A 24,408-nucleotide genomic window follows, 5' to 3' on the forward strand; every position below is an offset into this window, starting at 1 on the left:
GCCCAAACCCACCGAGGAGCGCCCCATGACCCAGACCTTCGACCTGATCGTGCGTGGCGGCGAGGTGGTCAATCACGCGGGCCGAGGCTTCACCGACATCGGCGTGCGGGGCGGCAAGATCGCCGCGATCGGCGATCTGTCCCAAGCCTCGGCCGGCGAGATCTTCGACGCCACGGGCCTGACCGTGCTGCCGGGCGTGATCGACAGCCAGGTCCACTTCCGCGAGCCCGGCCTGGAGTGGAAAGAGGATCTGGAAAGCGGCTCGCGCGGCGCGGCCCTGGGCGGCGTGGTCGCCGTGTTCGAGATGCCCAACACCGAGCCGACCACCACCGATCCCGACGCCCTGGCCGACAAGCTGGCCCGCGCCAAGAACCGCATGCACACCGACCACGCCTTCTATGTCGGCGGCACCCACGAGAACGCGACGTTCCTGGGCGAGCTGGAGCGCCTGCCCGGCTGCTGCGGCATCAAGGTGTTCATGGGCGCCTCGACCGGCAGCCTGCTGGTGCAAGACGACGAGGGTGTCGAGAACGTGCTGCGGCATGTGAACCGCCGCGCGGCCTTCCACTCCGAGGACGAATATCGCCTGGCCGAGCGTCGGTCCCTCGCCCGTCCCGGCGACTGGACCAGCCACCCGGAGGTGCGCGACGCCCAGGCCGCCCTGCAATCGACCCACCGTCTGGTCCGCATCGCCAAGTCGCTGGGCAAGCGCATCCACGTGCTGCACGTGACGACCAAGGAAGAGATCGACTTCCTGGCCCAGAACAAGGACGTCGCCTCGGTCGAGGTCACGCCCCAGCACCTGACCCTGGTGGCGCCCGAGGCCTATGAGCGGCTGAAGGGCTTTGCCCAGATGAACCCGCCGATCCGCTCGGCCGATCACGTGGCCGGCGTCTGGCGCGGCGTCGAGGCCGGCATCGCGGACGTGCTGGGCAGCGACCATGCCCCCCACACCCGCGAGGAGAAGGCCCGGCCCTATCCGGCCTCGCCGTCGGGCATGCCGGGCGTTCAGACCCTGGTGCCGGTGATGCTGACCCACGTGGTCGACGGCAAGCTGAGCCTGGAGCGCTTCGTCGACCTGACCAGCCATGGGGTGAACCGGGTGTTCGGCCTGGCCGACAAGGGCCGCATCGCCGAGGGTTTCGACGCCGACTTCACCATCGTCGACATGAAAGCCCGCAAGGTCATCACCCACGAGCAGATGGCCAACCGCGCCGGCTGGACCCCGTTCGACGGCTTCGAGGCCAAGGCCTGGCCGAAAGCGACCATCGTGCGCGGCATCGTGGTCATGCGTGACGACGAGATCGTCGCCGAGGGCCGTGGCGAGCCGGTGCGGTTCCTGGAAACCCTGGCCCGCTAGAGCGCGCTCCGTCGGCCGAGAAGCCACAGCCGCTCCGCCGGACCCGCCGCCAGGTCAATCGCCCGGTCATAGGCCGCCAGCGCCTCGCCCTGTCGCCCTAGCCGCGCCAGCAAGTCGGCCCGCACCGCGTGGAACGGTTGGAAGTCGGCCAGCCGCGCCGCGTCCAGCGCCTCGATCTCCGCCAAGGCCGCGGCCGGCCCGGCGAGCTCGGCCAGGGCCACGGCGCGGTTGATCCGCACGAATGGATCGTCCCGGTCGGCCAGGTCGTACAGCGCCAGCACGGCCGACCACGGCGGCGGCTCGGCCAGGGAACGACGAACGCACCAGACCCCATGCAGCGCCGCGCGCAGCTGGCGCGGTCCCGGCCGGTTCAGCCGGGCGGCGCGGCGCAGCAGAACGTCGGCGTCGTGGATCAGCGGCCGGCTCCACAGTCTCGGATCCTGTTCCGCCAGCGGAACCATGGCCCCGTCGGCGTCCAGCCGCGCCGGCCGACGGGCTTCGGCGAACCGCACCGTGGCGGCGAAGGCCAGGCATTCGGGCTCGTCGGGCAAGAGCTCGGCCAGAACCGCCGTCAGGTCCAGCATCTCGCGGGCGTAGCCGGCATGCTCGCCGGCCCCGGCGGCGTCCTCGTGGGCGCGGGCATAGGCCACCTCCAGGGTCGAGAGCACGGCGGCCAGGCGTTCGGGCCAGGCCTCGGGTCGGGGGACCTCGAACGACACCCCGGCCTGGGCGATCTTCCTCTTGGCGCGGGTCAGGCGCTGGAACATGGCGGCTTCGGCGACCAGGAAGGCGCGGGCGATCTCCCGCACGGAGAGGCCGCAGACCAGCCGCAGGGTCAGGGCCGCGCGGGCTTCGGGCGCGACGGCCGGGTGGCAGCAGACGAAGATCAGCCGCAGCCGCTCGTCCGGGATCAGGCGGGTGTCGCGGGCCAGCAGGTCCTCGGCCGAAGGTTCGGGTTCCGGGTCGTCCGGCGTCAGGCGCTGGCGAATGTTCCGCTTACGGATCATGTCCAGGGCGCGCCGCCGCGCCGTGGCGTACAGCCAGGCCGGCGGATCCAGGGGCGGGGCCGTCGGCCAGACGGCGGCGGCCCGCGCGCAGGCCTCGGCATAGGCCTCCTCGGCCAGGTCCAGGTCGCGGAAGGCCGCGGCCAGGGCGGCGACGATGCGCCCGCCGGCCTCCCGCGCCGTATGGTCTAGGGTCTTCAACCTTCCTCGATCATCGGGCGGACCTCGATCGCGCCGTCGCCGGCCAGCGGGATCCGCTTGGCGATGGCCAGGGCCGCGTCCAGGTCCGGGACCTCGACCAGGTAGAAGCCGCCCAGCTGCTCGCGAGCCTCGGCATAAGGACCGTCGTGCAGGGCGTGCTGGTCGCCCGACTTGCGCACGGTGGTGGCGGTGTCGGCGGTCTTCAGCCCCTGGCCGCCGCGCAGAACCCCCTGCTCGGCCAGTTCGGCGGCCAAGGCGCGGTGGGCGGCGATGATGTCGTCCATCGAGCGGCCCGCGTCGGTGCGATAGAGGTCTTCGTTCTCGTAGATCAGCAGGGCGTATTGCATCGTCCAACTCCCATGAGCGCGCGGCCATCGCGACGCTTCGACCTGAGAGACGCGCGGGCTCACGTGGATTCGACAGGTCTTGGAAAAAATGTCGAGGGGGGCGCATAACGGAGGCCATGGACGGATCGACCCTCAACACCGCCCCCTTCCGCGACGCCCGCTACGCGCCCCGCGCGCTGGAGGTCGAGCGTCACGGGGAGACACTGATCCTGCGCAATCCGATGCCCTATTCGGACGCGACGCGGACCACGACCGAACCCCTGGCGCGCTGGGCCATCGAAGCGGCCGACCGGGTCTGGCTGGCGGAGCGCGCCAATGGGGAACAGGGCGACGGCTGGCGGACGGTGACCTACGCCCAGGCCAAGGACCGCGTCGCGGCCCTGGCCGGCGGGCTGGCGGGTCTAGGTCTCTCGCGCGGCCAGCCGCTGCTGATCCTGGCCCGCAACGGCGTCGACCACGCCCTGATCGCCTACGCCGCCATGAGCCTGGGCGCGCCGGCCGCGCCGGTCTCGCCGCAGTACGGGCTGAAGGGCGCCGACCTGACCCGCCTGCGACACGCCGTCGAACGACTGAAGCCGGCCGCCGTCTATGCCGACGACGCCGAGGCCTTCGGAGACGCCCTGGCCGCGCCGTTCCTGGCCGGCCTGCCCACGGTCGTCAGCCGCAACGCGCGACCCGGCGACGTGGCCTTCGACGACCTGCTCAAGAGCGAGCCCATGGCGGGGGTCGCGCGCCCCGATGACGTCGCCAAGCTGCTGCTGACCTCGGGCTCGACGGGCCGACCCAAGGCGGTGGTCTGCACCCACGCCAACATCGCGTTGAACGCGGCTCAGATCCAAGCCTGCTACGCCGACCCCGAGCCGCCGGTGCTGGTCAATTCCGCGCCCTGGAGCCACAGCCTGGGCGCCAACGCCATCCTGCACATGGTGCTGCACCGGGGCGGGACGCTGTACATCGACGCCGGCCAGCCTGTGCCCGGTCGCTTCACCGAGACGATCCGCAACTTGCGCGAGGTCGCCACGACCTATCACAACATGGTTCCGGCTGGCTGGGGCATGCTGGTCGGCGAGCTGGAGCGCGACGACGCCCTGGCCGCGAAGTTTTTCGAGAAGGTCCGCGTGCTGCAGTACGGCGGCGCCTCGATGGCCCAGTCGATCCTCGACCGCGTCCAGGCCGTGGCGGTGCGGACGATCGGTGAGCGGATCACCTTCGCGGCCGGCTATGGCGCGACCGAGACGGGGCCGACGGCCTGCAACATCCACTGGCTGAACGCCCGCTCAGGGATGGTCGGCCTGCCGACGCCGGGCACCGCGGTGAAGCTCGTGCCGGCCGGCGATGGGGGCAAGTTCGAGATCCGGGTGAAGGGGCCGCAGGTCTCGCCGGGCTATCTGGATCAACCCGAGGCCACCGAGCAGGCCTTCGACGAGGACGGCTTCTACCGCCTGGGCGACGCCGCGCGGCTGGCCGATCCGGAGGATCCGGCGGCGGGCCTGGTGTTCGACGGGCGCCTCGTGGAGAACTTCAAGCTGGCCAGCGGAACCTTCGTGGCGGCCGGCGCGCTGCGGGTCGCGGCGGTGTCGGCGATCGGCGGCGTGGTCTCCGACGCGGTGGTCTGCGGCGAGGGCCAGGACGGGGTCGGGCTGATGTTGTTCCTCGACGCCAAGGCCTGCGAGAGGTTGGGCGATGCCGAGGCCGTCCGTGGTCGGATCGTCGAGGGCCTCTCGCGCATGAACGCGGCGGCCAAGGGCGGCGGCGGCAAGGTGCGGCGGGCCCTGATCCTGGACGGCGCGCCCGACGCGGCCAGCGGCGAGCTGACCGACAAGGGCTATATCAACCAGGCCATGGCCCGCGATCGCCGGCCGGCGGAGCTGGCGCGGCTGTTCGCGGAGGCGCCGGATGACGGAGTCATTCGGCTCCAGGTTTGAGGTCCTTGGCGACCCCGACGCAGATCAGCAGCTGGCCGAAATAATAGAGGCCCCAGACCGCCAGCCCGGTGGCCAGAGTGTCCGGCAGCGTGCCCAGCCGCGCGAAGATCAGCAGGTCGGAGAGCACGAACATCAGCGCGCCCAGGCCGACCAGGCGACGCTGGAAACGGCTCATCAGCGCGGTGGTCGCCATGATCGCCAGGAACAGGCTGTAGAGCGCGATCCCCGGCGCGGTGGCGCGATCGGACGGCAGCAGATAGGCCGTGACCGCGACCACCGGAATGAGCGCCATCTGGGCGGCGAGCCGCGGACCACGATGGCGCAGATAGAGGCCCGTGGCGACGAGATGCCCGAGCAGGAAGGCCACCGCGCCGACGGTCAGGCCCGCGACCTCCAGCAGCACGTCGCCCGCCGCGCCCAGGGCCATGACGCCGACCAGCAGCCAGCCGTCCAGCGATCTGGCCCGGACCGCCGCGTGCGCCGCCAGCAGCGCGACGCCGGCGCCTTTCCAGGCGGTCTCGACCGGCGCCGGCAGGGCCAGGCCCCAGGTCGCCACATAACTGACGCCGGCGATCACCGACGCGATCAGCGTCCAGCGCGCGGCCGCGCTCATGTTCGCCATGGCACGTTTCCCCCCAATTTTGCCATCAGACTGCGACGATCTTCTCCTTCAGCGCAATCGTGTTGAGACCCGTGCGGAAATGTCGGAAGAACGCGGAAGCGGTACGGAGAAGGCCATGAACGGCGCGGACGCCCTGATCACCACCCTGGCCGACAACGGGGTCGTCGCCTGCTTCGCCAATCCCGGCACCAGCGAGATGCAGTTCGTCGCGGCCCTGGACCGGGAGCCGCGCATGCGCAGCGTGCTGTGCCTGTTCGAGGGCGTGGCGACCGGGGCGGCCGATGGTTATGGCCGGATGGCCGGCAAGCCCGCCTGCACCCTGCTGCACCTGGGTCCCGGCTACGCCAACGGCGCGGCCAACCTGCACAACGCCCGCAGAGCCTACACCCCCATCGTCAACGTCATCGGCGATCACGCCACCTATCACCGAGGCTTCGACGCCCCGCTGAACAGCGACATCGCCGCCCTGGCCGCCCCCAACTCGGTCTGGGTCAAGTCGGCCGAGAGCGCCGACAGCGTCGGCCCGCTGACCGCCGAGGCCATCGTCGCCAGCTACGGAACGCCAGGCGGCAACGCCTGCCTGGTCCTGCCCGCCGACGCGGCCTGGAACGAGGCCACCGTGAAGGGGCCGGTGGTGACGCCGCCGGTTTTCGCCAAGCCCGACAAGGCGGCCGTCGAAAGCGTGGCCAAGGCGCTGTCCTTCGCCAAGAAGCCGGTCCTGCTGCTGGGCTCGGGCGCCTGTGGCGAGACCGCCCTGGCCGCCGCCGGCCGCCTGGCGGCGCATGGCGCGCGGGTGCTCACCGACACCTTCACCGCTCGTCAGGCGCGGGGCGAGGGTCGTTTCCGCCCCGACAAGCTGCCCTATTTCGCCGAGCAGGCCCTGAAGGACCTGGAGGGCGTCGACCTGATGATCCTGGTCTCGACCCAGCGGCCGGTGGCCTTCTTCGCCTATCCCGACCGGCCCAGCGTGCTCGTGCCCGAGCACTGCTCGGTCGAGACCCTGTGCGGTCGCGAGGTCGACGCGGCGGCGGCGCTGAACGCCCTGGCCGACGCCGTCGGCGCGCCGGCGGCGGGCCCGGTCGAGACCTATGCCGCGCCCGACGCGCCGGCCGGCCGCTTCGACGCCTGGGCCATCGGGGCCTCGATCGCCAAGCACATGCCGACCGGCGCGGTGATCTCGGACGACGCGGTGACCGCCGGCCTGCCGATCTTCACCCAGACCAAGGCGGCGCGAGCCCATGACTGGCTGTCCTTGACCGGCGGCGCGATCGGCCAGGGCGTCCCGCTGGCGATCGGCGCGGCGGTGGCCTGCCCCGACCGCAAGGTCCTGGCCCTGACCGGCGACGGGGCGGGCATGTACACGGTGCAGGGCCTCTGGACGATCGTCCGCGAGAAGCTGGACGTGACGGTCGTGGTCTTCGCCAACCACGCCTACCGCATCCTGGGCATCGAGCTGGGCCGCACCGGGGCGGGCAATCCGGGGCCGGCGGCCTCGCGGCTGCTGGACCTGGGCGATCCGCGCATCGACTGGGTCCAGATCGCCCAGGGCATGGGCATGGCCGCCGAACGGGCCGCGACGGCGCAGGCCTTCGACGAGGCCTTCGCACGGGCGATGGCCACGCCGGGTCCGCGCCTGATCGAGGCGGCGCTGAACTAGAGAAATGGCCGCTAGGGCAGGGCGGCGTCCAGCGCCTGGGCGATGGCGGTCATGGCCGCCAGGTTCGGGTGATAGGGGGCGGCGCCGGGCGCCGGATAGCCGTTCATCCACGGTTGCGCCGCGCAGGCGTCGTGGCCGCGGCTGAACTCCGAGGTGGTGATCACCGTGGCGCCTCCCGACGCGGCGGCCTCGCGGGTGACGGCCAGCAGGCGCGCGGCCTTGGCGCGAGCCGCGTCGGCGTCCGCATCGGTGATCGGCGTGGCGGCGCAGACACCGCTGGCCGGCAGGATGGTCGGATACTCGACCAGCAGAATCCGGGCCTTCGGCGCCCGCTCGCGGATGGCCGCGACCATGCCGGTCATGGCGGTCTGGAGGGTCGCATAGTCGGCCTCGGTCGGGGCGGTCGCCGGCGCGCAATTGGCCTGGCCCAGCTCGCGGCATGAGGCGCCGTAGAGGCCGCCGACCAGACCGATGTCGTTGCCGCCGATGGTGACCGTGACCAGGGCCGTGTCGGCCGTCACCGCGTCGATCTGGGCCGGCAGTTCACCCCACGGCTGGAGGATCGCCGAGGTCTTCGCCCCGCTGCACCCGACATCGACCAGGGTCAGGCCCCGCTTGGCGGCCAATTGGCTGGCGTAGTTCCGCGTCGACCGCGCGCAACGGGCCGGCGCGCCGGCCTGGTATGGGGCGACGCCCAGGCCGGCGGCATACGAACTGCCCATCGAGACATAGCGTTCGCCGGCCTGGGCGGCGGTCGCGGCGATCAAGGCCATGGCGAGGGTCAGCGTGCGAAGCATGGCCGGAGCTAGCCAGGACTTTAGGCAAAAAGAAAGCCCGCCCGGATTGCTCCGGGCGGGCTGACTTGTTCAAGCTCTAGGCCGGGATCAGCCCTTGACCTTGTTGGTCGGCAGCTTGCAGCCACCGCCGATGCCCTTGGCCTGGGCGCAGGAGAGGAACTCCTTCGCCGCCGGCTTGGCGACGCCGGTCGGATAGCCCAGCACCCAACCCGGCAGGCCGTCCGAGCAGGCGACTTCGACGAAGCCTTCCGTGTCGGTCGAACCGATCACGCGAGCGTCCGACACCTTGCACGAAGCCTTGTTGAACCCGACGAGGTCCTGGCTCAGGCGAGCGTACTGAGTGTCCTTCTTGGAGAAGCTGCAGCGATAGCCGTTGAACTCGGCCGACAGGCAGTCGAACACCATGCCGCCGGTGGCGGTGAACACGGCGATGCCGCCGACTTCGCTGTTCTTGCACTTCAGCTCGACGACTTCCTTCTTCGGGTCGTTGGTCGGCAGCATGCCGTACTTCTCGACGTCGCAGGGGAAGCCGGCCTTGGTCGCCAGCTTGCTGTAGAAGCCGGCCTGTTCGGTCTGCGCCGCCACCGCGTCGGTCATGGTGCAGCCGCCGCCGACGAAGCTGGCCTGAGCGCAGGGGATGGCCCGGGCGAACGCGCCGGTCGTCGCCGTCTGCTGGTACATGTAGCCCTTACCGTCCTGGCACGAGACCTCGTAATAATTGTCGGTCTTGGTGCTGAGGACGTAGCGCTTGTCCTTGATGGCGCAGCTGACGCCGGCCGAACCGTTCAGGGTGTCGACGACGGCCAGCTGGGTCTGGCGGTTGGTCAGCTTGCAGCTGACGTTGCCGCCTTCCTCGTACAGCAGGCAGCTGTTGACCACGACTTCGCCGTTCAGGTTCAGCGGCGAGACCGTCTGGACGACGTAGCCGCTGCCGCCCTTACAGGCGACTTCGAAATACGAGTTCTTGGCGCCCGAGCCGATGGCGCGGGTGTTTTCGATATCGCAGGTCACGCCGCCCTTCTTGACGAACGGAGCCAGGCCCGCGCCAGGGTTGGCGTTGCCGGGCAGCACGCAGGCGAGACCGCCCACCTTGCCGTCCGGACCCGGCTGGCTCGATTCCAGGCAGGTGTAGATCTGCGGCGCGACGTCCTTCTTGGCGATCAGCGCGAAGCCCATGCCCTCGTTACAGGCGACTTCGTAGTACTTAGCGCCGGCCTTCTTGTCCTCGCCGATGAAGCGAGCGTCCGAAACCGTGCAGCCGGCGCCGCTGGCCTGGATCAGGGCCGGGGCGTCCTTCATGCCCGCTTCACGCGCCTTGGCGTCGACAGCGGCGGGCTTGCCCTTCTCTTCCTTCTGCGCCGAAATAACGACGGCAGGGGTCAGAATGGCGACCGCGAGGGCGGCCGTCAGGCCGATCGCGAAACGCTTCATGGGAAATGTCTCCTGGGTGGATTCCTCGCGCGGACATAAGCGCGTGCCGGTACTAGGGGTCAAGATACCGTCCGACCTGGGCGTGATGATGACTGGGTTCGGAGGCAAAAAATGGGTCAAATCAAGGATGAGCGTCGGTTGAACGACGTCTGAAGGGAACGGAATGCGCGACGGATTCGAAGACGAGGCGGCCGGAGAGGCTCAGGAACCCAAGAAGATCGGGCGGCTGGTCTACCCGTTCGAGACCGCGCCCGAGCAGGGCTCGGGCCAGGCGGTCGAGGTCGCGCCAGGCGTCCTGTGGCTGCGCATGCCGCTGGGCGGCTCGCTGCAATTCATCAATGTCTGGGCGATCGCCGACGGCGAGGGCTGGGCGGTGGTCGACACCGGCGTCCAGACTCGCGAGACGAGCCAGGCTTGGAGAGCCGCCTTCGGCGGAGCTTTGGGCGGCAAGCCGGTCACCCGGGTGATCTGCACCCATCTGCATCCCGACCATGTCGGCCTGGCCGGCTGGATCACGCGCAAGTTCGACTGCCGGCTGTGGATGACGCGGCTGGAATATTTCCAGTGCCGGATGCTGGTGGCCGACACCGGCCGCGAGGCGCCCGAGGACGGGGTCCAGTTCTTCCACGCCGCGGGCTGGGACGAGGACGCCATCGAGAACTACAAGGCCCGCTTCGGCGGCTTCGGCAAGGCGATCTACGCCCTGCCCGACAGCTATCGCCGACTGTCGGACGGCGAGGACTTCGACATCGGCGGCAAGACCTGGCGGGTGGTGACGGGGCAGGGGCACTCGCCTGACCACGCCTGCCTGTGGCAACCGGATCTGAACGTCTTCATTTCCGGCGACCAGGTGTTGCCGCGCATCTCGTCCAACGTCTCGGTGTTCCCGACCGAGCCGGACGCGGATCCCTTGAGCGACTGGCTGCGCTCGCTGGCCAAGGTGAAGGCGACGGCGCCCGACGACGTCATCGTGCTGCCGGCTCATAACGATCCGTTCGAGGGACTGCACACCCGGGTCGACGGCCTGATCTCCGGGCACGAGCGGGGCCTTGCCCGCCTGGAAAAGAAGCTGGCCGAGCCCAAGCGGGTGGTCGACACCTTCGGAGCCCTGTTCGCGCGGCCGATCGGCCCGGATCTGCTGGGCATGGCCACGGGCGAGGCGCTGGCGCACCTCAACTGCCTGATCGGTCGCGGCCGCATCCGGCGCGAGATCGATGCGGAGGGGGTGGCCTGGTACGCCGCGATTTCTAACGACGACTAGAAACGACTGTTTGACATTTCGCATACGAAACATAATCTGCGGACATGCCCGTGTCCGCCGACCGCCGCCTGATTTTCCTGCTCAACGCCGGCCACCGGCGCGTGCAGCGCTGGATCGAGGGCAAGATGGCGGCCAAGGGCGGGCTGACCGCCGCCCAGTCGGGGGTGCTGTTCTATCTGGGTGAGCGGGACGGGGCGCTGATCGGCGAGGCCGCCGACGCCCTGGACCTGGCGCCTTCGGCCATGACCGGCCTGATCGACCGCATGACCAAGGCCGAGCTGGTCGAGCGTCGCGCCGACCCCAAGGACGGACGCGCCATGCGCCTCTACCTGACCGACAAGGGCCGCGCCGCCCGCGAGGCCGCCAAGGCCGGCCTGGACGGCATCAACGCCCATCTGACCGAAGGTTTCACGGACGAGGAGATCGGCGTCGTCGCGCGCTGGCTCTCCAGCCTGCAGACCAAGCTTCCCAAGGGAGACCAGCAATGACCCAGCACGTGAAGGTCGAGATCGACGCCGGCGTGATGACTCTCACCCTGGCGCGTCCGGAAAAGAAGAACGCCCTGTCGAACGACATGTACGGCGTGCTGGCCGACAGCCTGGAGGCGGCCGAGAAGGATCCGGCCGTGCGCGTCGTGATCTTCCAGGCCGACGGCGACAGCTTCACGGCCGGCAATGACCTGCAGGACTTCGCCAGCCAGGCCACGGGGGCTTTCACCGGCGAGCGCCACGTGATCCGCTTCCTGAAGGCGCTGGCCAACGCCACCCGGCCGCTGGTCGCCGCCGTCCATGGCCAGGCCGTGGGCGTGGGTACGACCATGCTGCTGCACTGCGACCTGGTCTATGTGACGCCGGACGCGCGCCTGACCGTGCCGTTCGTCAACCTGGCCCTGGTGCCGGAAGCGGCGTCCAGCTGGCTGCTGCCGGCCCGCATCGGCCATGCCCGAGCCTACGCCATGTTCGCCCTGGGCGAGGCGATCGACGGCGGCACCGCCGTGGCCTGGGGCATCGCCAACGGCTCGGCCGAGGCCGGCGACCTGCGGGCCCGCGCCCGCGCCGCCGCCGACCAGCTGGCGACCCGTCCGCTGGGGGCGCTGACGACCACCAAGCGCCTGATGCGCGACGCCGAGAAGATCGCCGAGCTGATGGACACCGAAGGCGCGCTGTTCGGCGAACGCCTCAAGACCGCCGAAGCCCGCGAGGCCTTCATGGCCTTCATGGAGCGCAGGCCGCCGGATTTCTCGAAGGTGGGCTAAGCTCACCCAACAACAGAACGATCTGGGAGGATCGACATGGCGGATCGGATCACCTCGCCCTTCGGGGCGAAGTCGACGGCGCGCGAGGTGGCGGCGGGTCATGACCTGTCGGGCCGCACGGCCATCGTCACCGGCGCGGCGACCGGCATCGGCGTCGAGACGGCGCGAGCCCTGGCCCTGGCCGGCGCGGAGGTGATCATCGCCGCCCGCAAGCCGGAACTGGGCGAAGAGGTCGCCAACCAGATCAACGAAGAGGCGGGCCTCAAGCGGGTCAGCTTCGGCATGCTGGACCTGGCCAGCCTGGAGGCCATCCGTCACTTCGCCCATCGCTGGGGCGACCGGCCGGTCGATCTGCTGATCAACAACGCCGGTGTCATGGCCAGTCCGCTGATGCGCACCGCCGACGGCTTCGAGATGCAGTTCGGGACCAACCACCTGGGCCACTTCCTGTTGTCGGTGCTGCTGGCGCCGAACCTAGTCGCCGGCGCCAAGGCCCCTTCTTTCGATGGAAAGGGCGGCAGGCGCTCGCGGCTCGTGTCGCTGTCGTCGATCGGTCACCGCCGCGCCGGGGTGAACTTCGAGGACCCGAACTACGAGCATCGCCCCTACGACAAGTGGGAGGCCTACGGCCAGGCCAAGACCGCCAACAGCCTGTTCGCGGTCGGCTTCGACAAGCGGTTCAAGGACCAGGGCGTCAACGCCAACGCCGTCATGCCCGGCGGCATCATGACCCCGCTGCAGCGGCACATGACCATCGAGGAACAGCGGGCCATGGGCTGGCTGGACGAGAACGACAAGCCGCGAGAGGGCTTCAAGTCCACCGAGCAGGGCGCGGCGACCAGCGTCTGGGCGGCGGTGGGCGATGAGCTGGAAGGCGTCGGCGGGCTCTATCTGGAGGACTGCAACCAGGCCGTCCCGTGGAGCCAGGAGCGCCCCTGGAACGGCGTCATGCCCCACGCGCTCGACCCCGAAGCGGCCGATCGTCTGTGGGATCTGTCGGTGAAGACCGTCGGAGCGGGCGCCTGATGCGGAGCCGCACCGTCCTGCGCCTGGCCGGCGCCGCCACGATCGTCGGCGCGGTCATCGACATCATCGCGCCGTTCCTGATCTATCCGCGTCTCGTCGCGCCGTGGCCGCACCTCGTCTACGTGATCATCGACCTGCTGCTGCTGTTCGGCATGCTGGGCGTGTGGTCGGCGAGCCATCGGCGCGCGAGCGCCTTGGGCCTGACGGGCTTTGTCCTGGCCCTGCTGGGGGTGATGCTGGTGCGGACCTCGTCGGCCGAGATCTTCGGCGCGGCGTCCTACATGATCGCCTCCAGCGTCTGGTCGATCGGCATGGTGGTCTGGGCGATCGACCTGTCGCGGGCCAAGCTGTTCCGTATCCCCGCCGGCCTCTGGATCGCCGCGCTCGTCATCGGTCTTGCGGGGCTGGCTCTGAAGGATCACGGTCCCGTCGCGCACGTGGCCAAGATGAGCTTCATCGTGGGCTTCATCATCGCCGGCCTCGATCTGATCAAAGCGCGTGGAGAACCCGCATGAGTCTCAAGGGCAAGACCCTCTTCGTCACCGGCGCCTCGCGCGGCATCGGCCTGGCCATCGCCCTGCGCGCCGCGCGCGACGGGGCCAATATCGTCATCGCCGCCAAGACGGCCGAGGCTCACCCCAAGCTGCCGGGCACCATCTACACCGCCGCCAAGGCGATCGAGGACGCGGGCGGCCAGGCGCTGCCCCTGGTGGTCGACGTGCGCGAGGAGGCCAATGTCCAGGAGGCGGTCGAGAAGGCCGTCGCCCAGTTCGGCGGGATCGACATCTGCGTCAACAACGCCTCGGCCATCTCGCTGACGGGTACGCTGTCGACCGACATGAAGCGCTACGACCTGATGCATCAGATCAATACGCGCGGCACGTTCCTGACCTCCAAGACCTGCATTCCGTACCTGAAGAAGTCGGCGAACCCGCACGTCCTGATGCTGTCGCCGCCGCTGGACATGTCGCCGCGCTGGTTCGGCTCGCACGTGGCCTACACCATGGCCAAGTTCGGCATGTCGATGTGCGTGCTGGGCATGGCCGAGGAATTCAGGAGCGATGGGATCGCCTTCAACGCCCTGTGGCCGCGCACCGGCATCGCCACCGCCGCCATCCAGTTCGCCCTGACCGGCGAGGAGGGCCTGCGCCACTGCCGCGCGCCCGAGATCATGGCCGACGCGGCCTATGCGATCTTCAACAAGCCGTCGCGTGAGCTGACGGGCCAGTTCCTGATCGACGACACGTTCCTGTACGGCCAGGGCGTCCGCGACTTCGACCAGTACAAGGTTGATCCGGCCGCGACCCTGATGCCGGACTTCTTCGTGCCGGAAAGCAGCGAGCCGCCGCCGGGGGTGACGATCGGCTAGCGCTTCTTGGCTGACTTGCGCGCCGCGACCTCCAGCGACTTGCGCGACCATTCCAGCAGGAACGCCTGGTCGTCCAAGGCCTCGGCCGGCGCGGCCCAGTAGGCCATCGGCTTGCCCTCGCCGAACGGGTCGAAGGCGTGCGAGCCGGCGGCCTCGAACTCGGGCTTCAGCGCGTCATCGCCTTTGAGGTACAGGGTGTCGTCGTCGATCAAGGCGAAGAACAGGCCGTTCGCATAGACGCCGACTCCGCCGAACATGCGGCGCGAGGTGATGTGGCCCAGCGGGGCCAGTTGCTCCAGAACGAAGTCCCGATAGTCCGTAGAGACCGCCATGCCTGTTTCCGTCCGCACCGCTACGCCCGCAGACGCCGCCTTGATCCACCAGTTCATCCTCGATCTGGCGGATTATGAAAAGCTGCTCGACACGGTGACGGCCAGCGAAGCCGATACCGCCGCCGCCCTGTTCGGCGACAATCCCCGCGCCTTCGCCGACATCGCCGAGCTGGATGGCCAGCCGGTCGGCTTTTCGCTGTGGTTCTACAACTACTCGACCTTTGTCGGCCGGCACGGGATCTGGCTGGAGGACCTGTTCGTGCGGCCTTCGGCGCGGGGCTCGGGGGCGGGCAAGGCGCTGCTGGTCAACCTGGCCAGGCGCTGTGTCGACGAGGGCCTGGGGCGCTTCGAATGGTCGGTGCTGGACTGGAACGCGCCGTCGATCGCCTTCTATGACAGCCTGGGCGCGGCCACGATGGACGAGTGGCTGATCCGCCGCCTGACGGGCGAGGGGATCCGCGAGCTGGCGGGCGTCTAGCTACTCCAGCCGGTCGGCCTTGCGCAGGTCGGGGAACAGCCAGGCCCAGGCGGCCGTGACCGCCATGGCGCCGACGCCGCCGAACACCGCCGCGCCGATCGGGCCCAGCAACCAGGCCGCGGCGCCGCTCTCGACCTCGCCCAGCTCGTTGGACGCGCTGATGAACACGCCCGAGACGGCGGCGACGCGACCTCGCATGGCGTCTGGCGTGACGATCTGGACCAGGGTCTGGCGGACATAGACCGACAGCATGTCGGCCCCGCCCAGGACGGCCAGGGCCGCGACCGACAGCCACACCAGTTTCGAGAGGCCAAACACCACCGTCGCCAGGCCGAAGACGGCCACGCCCGCGAACATGATCCGGCCGGCATGGCGGCGGATCGGCTGGCTGGCCAGGTAGATCCCCACCAACGAGGCGCCAATGGCCGGCGCCGCCCGCAACAGGCCAAAGCCTCCAGGGCCGATGTGCAGCACGTCCTTGGCGAAGACCGGCAGCAGAGCCGTGGCCCCGCCCAGGATCACCGCGAACAGGTCCAGCGAGATCGAGCCGAAGACGATCTTGTTGTTCCAGACATAGGCCAAGCCTTCCTTGATCAGCTCGACGCGCGAGCCGGGCTGGGTCTCGGGCCTGGTGTTCTTGCGAATCGCCAGGGCCAGCAGGGCGGCGACCAGATAGAGGGCCAGCGCGGCGCCGAAGGCCAGGGCCGGCGAGTGGATCAGCAACAGGCCGCCCAGGGCCGGACCGATGATCGAGCCGCTTTGCCAGGACAGCGAGTTCCAGGCGATGGCGCGCGGCAACAGCGGACGCGGCACCAGCATGGGCCCCATGGCGCTGCTGGCGGGCGACAGGAAGGCGCGGCTGGCGCCGAACATCACCGAGATGGCGAAGATCGGCCACAGGTGATGCGAGCCCATCAGGGCCAGGGTCAGCAAGGCGCCGGCGCTGATGGCGTCCAGGCACAGGGTGGCGGCGACGATCAGCTTGCGGGTCCGGCGGTCGGCGGTCTCGCCGGCGATCAGGGTCAGCAGGAACAGCGGCGCGAACTGGGCCAGGCCGATCATGCTGACCATGAAGGCCGACTCGCCGACCGAGTGGGTCAGGCGGGCGATGGCGTAGACCTGCCAGCCCAGGGCCACCGACTGGATCTGCACGCCCAGGGTGGAAACGAAACGCGCCACCCAGAAGAGGACGAAGTCACGTTCCCGCAACAGGGCGCGGGTAGACGTGTCGGGGGCGGGCTCTGCGGCCGGGAACGCTGGATCGGACATGGCGCCGAACATAGGGCCAAGCTGTCGCACCGCAACGTTATTGACCTGGGAAAGCCTTGGCCCTACAGCGCGCGCATCTTTTGGAGCCTCGGAGCGTGGCGAAGCCACGATCCGCGGCATTGAGGAATGTCGGGCATGCGACGCCTGCGACGAATGACGCGCGAAAGCGCCACGATCTGAAGCCCTCCCGGTCGCGCCTTCGCGTCGGGAGCCCCCGACGTTCTTTCGCATTTCCCGAAGGCCGATGACTTCCGTTCAAAAGACCGTTTCCCCCGCGCCCGCCTATCCCTCGCTGGTCCACGAGACCCCGGCGATGGAGGCGGCCGTCACCCACCTGATCGACAGGGTCTTTGGACCAGGCCGTTTCGCCAAGTCGTCCGAGCGCCTGCGCGAGGGCAACACCCCGCTTTCCGACTGCTCGTTCGTGGCCGTCCGCGACGGCGCGCCGGTGGGCTGCTGCCGCATGTGGCCAGTGACCATCGGCGGCGAACCGGTCGCCTTCCTCGGTCCGCTGGCCGTCGATCCCGACGAGCGCAGCGCGGGTCTGGGCCAAGCCCTGGTCGAAAGCGCCGTCGAGGCGGCTCGCGCCGCTGGCTGGCGCGCGGTGCTGCTGGTCGGCGACGGTCCCTATTTCGGTCGAGTCGGCTTCACCAACGCCCACACGGCTGGCGTCGTCATGCCCGGGCCGGTGGATCAGCGTCGCGTGCTGCTGCTGCCGCTGGCGGAAGCTGGGGACGAAGGTCTCGCGGGTCTGGTCGCGATCGATCCGCGCGCTTGAGCGGAAGGGCCATACGGCCTAACTGATCAGTGATGACCGATGCTCCGAAGCCAGGCTTGGAAGGCGTCGCCCAGGCCGCGAAAGCGGCGGGCGCTCGCGGCCTGCCGCCGGTGCATCTGTGGCATCCCGAGCATTGCGGCGAGATCGACATCCGCATCCGCAAGGACGGGGTCTGGTTCCACGAGGGCTCGCCGATCGGCCGCGAGGCTCTGGTGCGGCTGTTCTCGACCGTGCTGCGGCTCGATCCGGACGGCTACCATCTGGTCACGCCCGTCGAGAAAATGAAGATCACGGTCGAGGACGCGCCGTTCATCGCCACGCGCGTTGATCGCGTGGGTGAGGCGTTGATCTTCCAGACCAATGTTGGCGACACGGTCGAGGCTGGGCCGGAGAACAAGATCCGCGTCGAGATTGACGCCGAGACCGGCGAGCCGCGTCCTTACGTGCATGTCCGTCGCGGCCTGGAGGCTCTGATCGCTCGCCCGGTGTTCTACGAACTGGCCGAGATGGCGAGCCTGGATGGCGACACCTGGGGCGTGACCTCGAACGGCGCCTTCTTCCCGATCGCCCCGCCCGGATCGGCGCCGGCATGACACGAGAAGCCATGTCTCGCGAGGATAGGCGCGCTTGGGTCATGAGCCGTCTGCATCCGATCGCGGACTATGATCCCAGTCTCGCCAACCCGATGCGGTCCGACTACGACCTCAATCCGGGACTGAAGGTCGACAATCCGCACGCCCTGCGGCCCGCCGCCGTGCTGGTGGGGCTGATCGAGCACCAGGATGGCCTGACGATCCTGCTGACCCGTCGGTCAGACACCATGCGCAGCCACACCGGCCAGATCGCCTTCCCCGGCGGCCGCTGCGATCCGGGCGAGCTGCCCTGGGAGACGGCCCTGCGCGAGGCTCAGGAAGAGGTGGCGCTGGACCCGTCTTTCGTGACGCTGGCCGGTCTGCTGCATGGCTACCAGACGGTGACCGGCTTCTATGTGACGCCGGTGGTCGGTTTCGTCGATCCGAAGGCGACCTTCGTTCCGAGCCCCGAGGAGGTCGCCGACGTCTTCGAGACGCCGTTCGAGTTCCTGATGGATCCGGCCAACCACCAACGCCAGCACCGCGAGGCGCCGGACGGCGCGCGCCGTCACTTTTACGCCATGCCCTGGAACGATCGGTTCATCTGGGGCGCGACGGCGGGCATGCTTCGCTCGCTGTACGAGGCGCTTTACGACGAAACCGGTCGTGACCCCTCCGAACAGGGTGTTTGAGCGCTGGCGAAGATAGGGTCTCCTGGCCTAACAATGTCGCCCCTTGAAGGGCAAATCCTTGGGAGCGTGATGGCCGCCGAAACCGCGCGCACTTTCGGCTATCACGCTTTGAAACGCATGAGTGGGAACAGGCGTGAACACTGAAACGATCGGCCCCGCGCCGTGGATGACCTCGCCGGAGACGAAGGCGGTGATCGCCGCCCTGGAGGCGCGCGGCTATCCGGGCTGCGCGCGGTTCGTCGGCGGCTGCGTGCGCAACACCATCATGGGCAAGCCGGTCGACGACATCGACATCGCCACGACCTTGACGCCGGACCTGGTGATCGACGCCTTGGAGCAGGCGGGTCTGCGCGCCATTCCGACCGGCGTCGACCACGGCACGATCACGGCGCTGTCGGGCGGCCGTCCCTATGAGATCACCACCCTTCGCAAGGACGTCTCGACCGACGGCCGGCGGGCGGTGGTGGCCTTCACCCAGGACTGGGGGCAAGACGCCGAGCGGCGCGACTTCCGCTTCAACGCCATCTATGCCGACGTCGAGGGGCATCTCTACGATCCCACCGGGCATGGGGTCGCCGACGCCCACGAGGGGCGGGTGGTGTTCGTCGGCGATCCGATGACCCGCATCCGCGAGGACTACTTACGGATCCTGCGCTTCTTCCGGTTCCAGGCCTGGTACGGCAAGGGCGAGGCCGACCAGAAGGCCCTGGCCGCTTGCAAGGCGCTGAAGGGCATGGTCTCGGGCCGCGCCGCCGAGCGCACCCAGAAGGAACTGATGAAGATGCTGGCCGCGGAAGATCCGCGCCCGGCCTTCCGCCTGATGGCCGCCACGGCGGTGCTCGGCTCGATCCTGCCGTCGGTCAAATCGCTGGCCCGCTTCGAGGCCCTGGTCGCCATCGAGACCGAGCAATTGTTCGAGAACGATCCCGACCTGCGCCTGGCCGCCCTGATCCCGGACGATCCCAAGGTCGCCGAGCAGCTGGCCGAGCGCCTGCGCCTGCCCAACAACGTCCGCGACCGCATCGTCGACGCGGTGGGCAAGAACCCGCGCGTCGTTTCGTGGATGAGCCCGCGCGAGGCCCGCCGCGCCGTCTATGGACTGGGTGCGCGCACCTTCTGTGATCGGATCAAGCTGGCCTGGGCCGGCTCGGGCCGCGACTCCACGGCCCCGCAATGGCGGGCGCTGCTGGCCTTGGCCGAGACCTGGACGCCGCCGACCTTCCCGCTGTCGGGCGACGAGATCATGAAGGCTGGCGTGCCCAAGGGACCTCTCGTCGGGGACGTGATGCGCGAGATCGAGATCTGGTGGATCGACCAGGACTTCATCGAGGACAAGTTCAGCGCTATCGAGCGTCTGAAGGCTGTCGCTCAAGGGATGGTCTACTAGCGTCGCAAGCGCGAAGTGGGAGCCGGTTCGGCGACAAATCGCGCGCCAAGCAAGGAAGTCGGAGGGGTGTCTTGAAGATCGGCCTGCTCGAGACCGGCAATCCGCCGGGCGACCTCGCGGAGACTTACGGCAGCTATTCGGCGATGTTCGAGGCGCTGCTGGGTCCCGAGCACAGCTACACCGTCTACGACGTCCAGCAGGGCGAGCTGCCCGCGGATCCGGCCGATAACGACGCCTATGTCATCACCGGCTCGGCGGTCGGGGTCTATGATCCGCTGCCCTGGATCGAGCCGCTGAAGGCCTTCCTGCTCGAGATCAAGGGCGAGCGGCCGATGGTCGGCGTGTGTTTTGGTCACCAGATCATGGCCGAGGCGTTCGGCGGCAAGGTGATCAAATCCGACAAGGGCTGGGGCGTGGGCCTGCAGGCCTATGAGGTCGCGGCGCGCGAGCCGTGGATGGACGCCGCCGGCCACGTCGCCGTGCCGGGCTCGCACCAGGACCAGGTGGTCGAGCTGCCGCCGGGCGCGCGCGTGCTGGCCGGCAGCGCCTTCACCCCCAACGGCATTCTCGCTTACGACGACGCCAAGGCCATCTCGATGCAGTTCCACCCGGAATTCTCGCCGGCCTACGCCAAGGCCCTGATCGAGGCCCGGCGCGGGACCCGCTTCACCGACGAGCAGGCCGACGCGGCGATCGCCAGCCTGGGCGCCGACAACGACCGCACCCGGATGGCCGAGTGGATCGGGCGTTTCCTGGCCCAGGAAACCCGGGGGTAAGCTGGAGCGTTCGAGTCCGGAACCACCGGAGAGAACGCCCATGCGCGCCGCTACCGTCGTCATCCTGGCCGGAGCGCTTGCCGCCGCCGGCGCCATCGTCGCCAGCGTTCAGGCCGCGCCCGAAGCGGCCGCCAAGCCCGCGCCGGCCGTCCTGAAGACCGCCGCCAGCTTCCAGTCGATCAAGGATCCGGCCGCGCGATCGGTCGCGCTGTTCCAGGAAGCGGGCAAGGTGATCCAGAGCCCGCGCTGCCTGAACTGCCACCCGGTGCAGCGCGCGCCCACTCAGGGCGACGACCTGCATCCGCACAATCCGCCGATGGTGGCTGGCGACAGCGGTCACGGCCCGGCCGGCCTGGCGTGCTTCTCGTGCCATGGGCAGAAGAACGTCCCGACCTGGGGCCAGGACATCAAAAGCATCCCCGGTGATCCGAAGTGGGCGCTCGCCCCGGCCGAGATGGCCTGGCAGGGCAAGTCGCTGGGCCAGATCTGCGGCCAGATCAAGAACCCGGCGACCAACGGCGGCAAGTCGATGGCCGAGCTGCACCACCACATGGCTCAGGACCACCTTGTCGGTTGGGCCTGGAACCCCGGCGCCGGCCGTATCCCCGCGCCGGGGACCCAGGCTCGGTTCGGTGAGCTGATCAAGGCCTGGATCGACACCGGCGCGAAGTGCCCGACGGCTTAGGCCTTCACGGCCACTTCACCGTCGGCGGCATCGAGCTGAGGATCGACTCGACATTGCCGCCGGTCTTCAGGCCGAACATCGTGCCGCGGTCGTACAGCAGGTTGAACTCGACATAACGACCGCGCTGGACCAGCTGTTGTTCACGCTCGTCGGCGGTCCAGGCCTCGCCCATCCGCCGCCGGACCAGGTCCGGATAGATTTCCAGGAAAGCCCGGCCGACGTCCTGGGTGAAGGCGAAATCGCGCTCCCAGTCGCCGCTGTCGTGGTGGTCGTAGAAGATGCCGCCAATGCCGCGCGGTTCGTTGCGGTGAGGCAGGAAGAAGTACTCGTCGCACCAGGCCTTGTACTTGGCGTGCCAGGCTGGATCGTACTTGTCGCAGGCCCGCTGATAGGCGGCGTGGAAGTCGACGGCGTCCGGGAAGTCCTGGTTGCGCTGATAGCCGAGCAGGGGCGTCAGATCGCCGCCGCCGCCGAACCAGCTCTTGGTCGTGGCGATGAAGCGGGTGTTCATGTGCACGGCCGGCACGCGCGGATTGGTCATGTGCGCGATCAGGCTGATGCCGGTGGCGAAGAACCGGGGGTCATCGGCCGCGCCGGGCACGGTCTTGGCCATCTCGGGCGTGAAGGTCCCGTGCACCGTCGAGACGTGGACGCCGACCTTCTCGAACAGGCGGCCGTGCATCATGCCCATGACGCCGCCGCCGCCCGCCGCGCGGTCCCACGGCTTCTTCTCGAAGCGGCCGGGCGCGCCGGGATAGAGGTCGGCCGGCGCCGCGTCCTCGAGCTGTTCGAACGCCGCGCAGATCTGGTCGCGCAGGCTTTCGAACCACGCCTTGGCGCGAGCCTTCTTGGCGTTCAGATCCTGGGTTTCGAGGTCTTGATCGGTGCTCATCTTGTCGGATTAAGCCGCCCGGCGTCCGCGCGCAAATCGGGCGCCGCGCCTAAGGGAGAGCCCGGAGCCGAAACTCGCGGCAAGTCATGGCGAAATTCGACAAGAAGCCGCGCGCCATCCCATATTAGGTCAAGGTTTCCGCCGCCCCGGAGTTCGTCATGCGTGTCGCCCAATCCGCTTCCAACGTCTGGATCGCCTCGGGCGTCCGCACCCCCTTCGCCAAGGTCGACGGGCCGCTGGCCTCGTATGACGCGATCGAGCTGTCCGTGCCGGTCGTGAAGGCCATGCTGGCGAAAGGCGCCAAGCCCGACTTCGCGGTCTGGGGCACGGTCATTCCGAACCTGACCTGGAGCAACCTGGCCCGCGAGGTGCTGCTGGACGCCGGCGCCGATCCGACCATTCCGGCCTTCTCGACGATCATGGCCTGCTCGACCAGCATGATCGGCGCGATCGAGGCGTCGGGCATGATCGACGGGCGCGGTCGCGACCTCGCTTTGGTGGGCGGTGTCGAGAGCATGAGCCGGGTGCAGATCGGCCTGTCGGTCGCCTTGTCGGACTGGATCCGCGAGTTCCAGGGCGCCAAGACGGGCGGCCAGCGTCTGCGGGCCCTGGGCGCGCTGAACCTCAAGGACGTCAGGCTCTTCATTCCCAAGGTCGCCAACCGGGTCACGGGCTTGTCCATGGGCGAGCACACCGAGATCACGGCCAAGGAATGGGGGCTGACCCGCGCGGACCAGGACGCCGTCGCCTTCGCCAGCCATCAGGGCGCGGTGAAGGGCTGGGAAGAGGGCTTCTTCGACGACCTGGTCATCCCGATCGGCGGCGCCAAGCGCGACACCATCCCGCGCAAGGACTCGACGCTGGAGAAGCTGGCCAAGCTGGGCCCCGCCTTCGACAAGACCAGCGGCAAGGGCACGCTGACCGCCGGCAATTCCTCGCCCCTGACCGATGGGGCGGCGGCGATCTGGGTCGGGTCGGAGGCCGGCATGGCCCGCCTGCCGTCCGAGACGCCGAAGGTGAAGATCGTCGACCACGAAGTCACCTCGATCGACCTGCGCCACGAGGGCCTGCTGATGGCTCCGGCCTATGGCGTGCCGCGCATGCTGGCCCGCAACGGCATGACCTATGCCGATATCTCGCTATGGGAGATCCACGAGGCCTTCGCGGCCCAGGTGCTGTCGCACATCGCCGCCTGGGAGAGCCCGAAGTTCCTGGCCGACAAGGCTGGCGTCACGGCGGCGTTGGGAGAATTCCCGCGTGAGCGGATGAACCCGTACGGCGGGTCGCTGGCGCTGGGTCACCCGTTCGGGGCCACCGGGGCGCGCATCCTCAGCCAGGCTGTGAAGGAGTTGGCCGCCCGTCCGAAGGGCGAGCGCGCCATCGTCAGCATCTGCGCCGACGGCGGTCAGGGCACGATGATGCTGCTGGAGTCGGCTTAAGCGTGGCAGCCAAAAGTGGACGCCGGTTTTGGCGCCCGCCACGCGACAACAAAAAAGCTTAGGTCAGGGCCGTGAAGATCAGAGCCACGACGGCGACGTCGAAGATGCGGATGGCGACGGACAGCATGGCGGGCTCGCGGCGTTTGAGTTCACCTTCGATTAAGCAAGACCGGCGCCAACCGGTCGGTTCCCCAAGGGGGCGGTGCTGATGGCGCTGTTCTTCGACGCCGCCTGGTACGACGAGCGCCTGGCCCAGCGCGGCCTGTCGCGCGGAGTGCTGGCCGCGGCGGCGGGCATGAGCGAGGCCGACCTGGCCCTGGCCTTCAAGGACCAGCGCGAGCTATCGACGCGGGAGGTGTCTGTTTTCGCTGAACTTCTCGGCGTGACGCCGGCCGAGGCCGCGTCACGCGCGGGCGTGCGGCCGCTGCCCTTGAGCGATAGTCAGCGCATCGCGGCGCTGGAGGCGCGGGTCGCGGCCCTGGAGGCCGAGCTGGCCCGCCTGAAACGTTAGATCTTGGTTTTCTTCAGCAGGCCCGTTTGGGGACGGCGATCGGCCGGCCCGGAATATTCCGTCCCGAGATAGGTCGATCTGGCCGTATCGAGCACTTCCTGCCCACCGCGCAGGCCGCGCTTTTGACCCGACTGGCCCATGACATGGGCGGCGAAGGCGGCGAAGCCTTCGCGACGCGGGGGTTCCTGGCGCGGTGGGGGGGCGTCATCCTCCACGATGAAGACGACCTCTTCTTCGGTCTCGGGACGACCGCCCTCACGCGGCGCCGGCAAGGCGCGGCGCGCGGGACCAGAGCGTCGAAGAGGATCGATCGGGCCGTTCATACCCGAAACCGTAGAGCCG

29 protein-coding genes are annotated in these 24,408 nt (G+C 69.2%); 19 read left to right on the forward strand and 10 right to left on the reverse strand.

What is annotated here, in order from left to right; genetic code table 11:
* The first annotated feature begins 25 nt into the window (after positions 1–25).
* Entirely contained in the window at positions 26–1,360 is a 1,335-nt protein-coding gene (locus ACW173_RS09065; RefSeq protein ID WP_492084731.1) for a dihydroorotase, read from the forward strand.
* Here ACW173_RS09065 and ACW173_RS09070 read toward each other — a convergent pair.
* Positions 1,357–2,565 carry an RNA polymerase sigma factor gene (locus tag ACW173_RS09070; RefSeq protein ID WP_492084732.1) on the reverse strand — a complete coding sequence of 403 codons (1,209 nt, stop codon included), beginning with the start codon at positions 2,563–2,565 and terminating at the stop codon, positions 1,357–1,359. The genes ACW173_RS09065 and ACW173_RS09070 overlap by 4 nt on opposite strands.
* Positions 2,562–2,912 (reverse strand): YciI family protein, encoded by a 351-nt coding sequence (locus ACW173_RS09075; RefSeq protein ID WP_492084734.1) that lies wholly within the window; start codon positions 2,910–2,912, stop codon positions 2,562–2,564. The genes ACW173_RS09070 and ACW173_RS09075 overlap by 4 nt, the downstream gene beginning before the upstream one ends.
* A 116-nt stretch (positions 2,913–3,028) precedes the next feature.
* Here ACW173_RS09075 and ACW173_RS09080 point away from each other — a divergent pair, with 116 nt between their 5' ends.
* A complete protein-coding gene (locus tag ACW173_RS09080; protein ID WP_492084736.1) occupies positions 3,029–4,837 on the forward strand; it encodes a feruloyl-CoA synthase in 1,809 nt (602 codons plus the stop codon).
* Here the strand turns inward: ACW173_RS09080 and ACW173_RS09085 are convergent.
* Entirely contained in the window at positions 4,818–5,459 is a 642-nt protein-coding gene (locus ACW173_RS09085) for a lysoplasmalogenase family protein (protein ID WP_492084738.1), read from the reverse strand. The genes ACW173_RS09080 and ACW173_RS09085 overlap by 20 nt on opposite strands.
* Before the next feature lie 115 nt (positions 5,460–5,574).
* Between ACW173_RS09085 and ACW173_RS09090 the strand changes: the two genes are divergently transcribed.
* Positions 5,575–7,116: an acetolactate synthase large subunit gene (locus ACW173_RS09090; protein ID WP_492084739.1), complete on the forward strand. Its 1,542-nt coding sequence runs from the start codon at positions 5,575–5,577 to the stop codon at positions 7,114–7,116.
* Positions 7,117–7,127: 11 nt separating this feature from the next.
* Here the strand turns inward: ACW173_RS09090 and ACW173_RS09095 are convergent, their stop codons facing one another.
* Positions 7,128–7,913 (reverse strand): SGNH/GDSL hydrolase family protein, encoded by a 786-nt coding sequence (locus tag ACW173_RS09095; protein ID WP_492084741.1) that lies wholly within the window; start codon positions 7,911–7,913, stop codon positions 7,128–7,130.
* An 87-nt stretch (positions 7,914–8,000) separates the two neighbouring features.
* The gene (locus ACW173_RS09100; RefSeq protein ID WP_492084742.1) at positions 8,001–9,344 is read right to left on the reverse strand and encodes a hypothetical protein; all 1,344 of its coding nucleotides are present in this window, start codon (positions 9,342–9,344) and stop codon (positions 8,001–8,003) included.
* A gap of 163 nt (positions 9,345–9,507) precedes the next feature.
* On the opposite strand from ACW173_RS09100, the gene ACW173_RS09105 reads away from it, so the two are divergent.
* From ACW173_RS09105 to ACW173_RS09130, 6 genes are read left to right on the forward strand one after another with little or no spacing between them, the layout of a single operon-like run.
* On the forward strand, positions 9,508–10,605 hold the full coding sequence (locus ACW173_RS09105; protein ID WP_492084744.1) for an MBL fold metallo-hydrolase: 1,098 nt from the start codon (positions 9,508–9,510) through the stop codon (positions 10,603–10,605).
* A 44-nt stretch (positions 10,606–10,649) separates the two neighbouring features.
* Positions 10,650–11,093: a MarR family winged helix-turn-helix transcriptional regulator gene (locus tag ACW173_RS09110; protein WP_492084746.1), complete on the forward strand. Its 444-nt coding sequence runs from the start codon at positions 10,650–10,652 to the stop codon at positions 11,091–11,093.
* Positions 11,090–11,860 (forward strand): enoyl-CoA hydratase, encoded by a 771-nt coding sequence (locus ACW173_RS09115; protein ID WP_492084747.1) that lies wholly within the window; start codon positions 11,090–11,092, stop codon positions 11,858–11,860. Before ACW173_RS09110 ends, ACW173_RS09115 begins: the two co-directional genes overlap by 4 nt.
* A gap of 36 nt (positions 11,861–11,896) precedes the next feature.
* Positions 11,897–12,886: an SDR family NAD(P)-dependent oxidoreductase gene (locus ACW173_RS09120; protein ID WP_492084748.1), complete on the forward strand. Its 990-nt coding sequence runs from the start codon at positions 11,897–11,899 to the stop codon at positions 12,884–12,886.
* Complete coding sequence (locus ACW173_RS09125) at positions 12,886–13,401, forward strand: hypothetical protein (protein WP_492084750.1); 516 nt, start codon at positions 12,886–12,888, stop codon at positions 13,399–13,401. Before ACW173_RS09120 ends, ACW173_RS09125 begins: the two co-directional genes overlap by 1 nt.
* A complete protein-coding gene (locus tag ACW173_RS09130) occupies positions 13,398–14,255 on the forward strand; it encodes an SDR family oxidoreductase (RefSeq protein WP_492084752.1) in 858 nt (285 codons plus the stop codon). Before ACW173_RS09125 ends, ACW173_RS09130 begins: the two co-directional genes overlap by 4 nt.
* On the opposite strand, the gene ACW173_RS09135 is transcribed toward ACW173_RS09130, so the two are convergent.
* Entirely contained in the window at positions 14,252–14,644 is a 393-nt protein-coding gene (locus ACW173_RS09135; RefSeq protein ID WP_492084754.1) for a TfoX/Sxy family protein, read from the reverse strand. The genes ACW173_RS09130 and ACW173_RS09135 overlap by 4 nt on opposite strands.
* Between ACW173_RS09135 and ACW173_RS09140 the strand changes: the two genes are divergently transcribed.
* Positions 14,586–15,065: a GNAT family N-acetyltransferase gene (locus tag ACW173_RS09140; protein ID WP_492084755.1), complete on the forward strand. Its 480-nt coding sequence runs from the start codon at positions 14,586–14,588 to the stop codon at positions 15,063–15,065. The two genes, ACW173_RS09135 and ACW173_RS09140, sit on opposite strands and share 59 nt — an antisense overlap.
* Here the strand turns inward: ACW173_RS09140 and ACW173_RS09145 are convergent, their stop codons facing one another.
* Complete coding sequence (locus ACW173_RS09145) at positions 15,066–16,334, reverse strand: MFS transporter (RefSeq protein WP_492084757.1); 1,269 nt, start codon at positions 16,332–16,334, stop codon at positions 15,066–15,068. It lies immediately after the preceding gene.
* Positions 16,335–16,469: 135 nt separating this feature from the next.
* On the opposite strand from ACW173_RS09145, the gene ACW173_RS09150 reads away from it, so the two are divergent.
* The 7 genes from ACW173_RS09150 to ACW173_RS09180 all read left to right on the forward strand — a co-directional run bounded on the left by ACW173_RS09150 (position 16,470) and on the right by ACW173_RS09180 (position 21,224).
* Complete coding sequence (locus ACW173_RS09150; protein ID WP_492085959.1) at positions 16,470–16,514, forward strand: hypothetical protein; 45 nt, start codon at positions 16,470–16,472, stop codon at positions 16,512–16,514.
* A 64-nt stretch (positions 16,515–16,578) separates the two neighbouring features.
* Positions 16,579–17,112: a GNAT family N-acetyltransferase gene (locus ACW173_RS09155; RefSeq protein WP_492084759.1), complete on the forward strand. Its 534-nt coding sequence runs from the start codon at positions 16,579–16,581 to the stop codon at positions 17,110–17,112.
* Between the two features lie 32 nt (positions 17,113–17,144).
* Positions 17,145–17,705: a DUF1285 domain-containing protein gene (locus ACW173_RS09160; RefSeq protein WP_492084760.1), complete on the forward strand. Its 561-nt coding sequence runs from the start codon at positions 17,145–17,147 to the stop codon at positions 17,703–17,705.
* Between the two features lie 11 nt (positions 17,706–17,716).
* Positions 17,717–18,376 (forward strand): CoA pyrophosphatase, encoded by a 660-nt coding sequence (locus ACW173_RS09165; protein ID WP_492084762.1) that lies wholly within the window; start codon positions 17,717–17,719, stop codon positions 18,374–18,376.
* A gap of 133 nt (positions 18,377–18,509) precedes the next feature.
* The gene (locus ACW173_RS09170; RefSeq protein WP_492084764.1) at positions 18,510–19,763 is read left to right on the forward strand and encodes a CCA tRNA nucleotidyltransferase; all 1,254 of its coding nucleotides are present in this window, start codon (positions 18,510–18,512) and stop codon (positions 19,761–19,763) included.
* A 71-nt stretch (positions 19,764–19,834) separates the two neighbouring features.
* The gene (locus ACW173_RS09175) at positions 19,835–20,539 is read left to right on the forward strand and encodes a glutamine amidotransferase-related protein (RefSeq protein WP_492084765.1); all 705 of its coding nucleotides are present in this window, start codon (positions 19,835–19,837) and stop codon (positions 20,537–20,539) included.
* A gap of 40 nt (positions 20,540–20,579) precedes the next feature.
* Positions 20,580–21,224, forward strand: a complete 645-nt coding sequence (locus tag ACW173_RS09180) for an Isoquinoline 1-oxidoreductase subunit (protein WP_492084766.1) — start codon at positions 20,580–20,582, stop codon at positions 21,222–21,224.
* 4 nt (positions 21,225–21,228) lie between these two features.
* Here the strand turns inward: ACW173_RS09180 and hemF are convergent, their stop codons facing one another.
* On the reverse strand, positions 21,229–22,116 hold the full coding sequence (gene hemF / locus ACW173_RS09185) for an oxygen-dependent coproporphyrinogen oxidase (RefSeq protein ID WP_492084768.1): 888 nt from the start codon (positions 22,114–22,116) through the stop codon (positions 21,229–21,231).
* 158 nt (positions 22,117–22,274) lie between these two features.
* Here hemF and ACW173_RS09190 point away from each other — a divergent pair, with 158 nt between their 5' ends.
* On the forward strand, positions 22,275–23,555 hold the full coding sequence (locus ACW173_RS09190) for an acetyl-CoA C-acyltransferase (protein WP_492084769.1): 1,281 nt from the start codon (positions 22,275–22,277) through the stop codon (positions 23,553–23,555).
* 58 nt (positions 23,556–23,613) lie between these two features.
* Here the strand turns inward: ACW173_RS09190 and ACW173_RS09195 are convergent, their stop codons facing one another.
* Positions 23,614–23,679, reverse strand: coding sequence for a hypothetical protein (locus tag ACW173_RS09195; protein ID WP_125155815.1), 66 nt, complete (start codon positions 23,677–23,679; stop codon positions 23,614–23,616).
* A 78-nt stretch (positions 23,680–23,757) separates the two neighbouring features.
* Between ACW173_RS09195 and ACW173_RS09200 the strand changes: the two genes are divergently transcribed.
* On the forward strand, positions 23,758–24,066 hold the full coding sequence (locus tag ACW173_RS09200) for a DNA-binding protein (RefSeq protein WP_492084771.1): 309 nt from the start codon (positions 23,758–23,760) through the stop codon (positions 24,064–24,066).
* Here ACW173_RS09200 and ACW173_RS09205 read toward each other — a convergent pair.
* Entirely contained in the window at positions 24,063–24,389 is a 327-nt protein-coding gene (locus tag ACW173_RS09205) for a hypothetical protein (protein WP_492084773.1), read from the reverse strand. The genes ACW173_RS09200 and ACW173_RS09205 overlap by 4 nt on opposite strands.
* Positions 24,390–24,408: the final 19 nt, after the last annotated feature.

Source organism: Caulobacter sp. ALps2 (genome assembly GCF_058681635.1).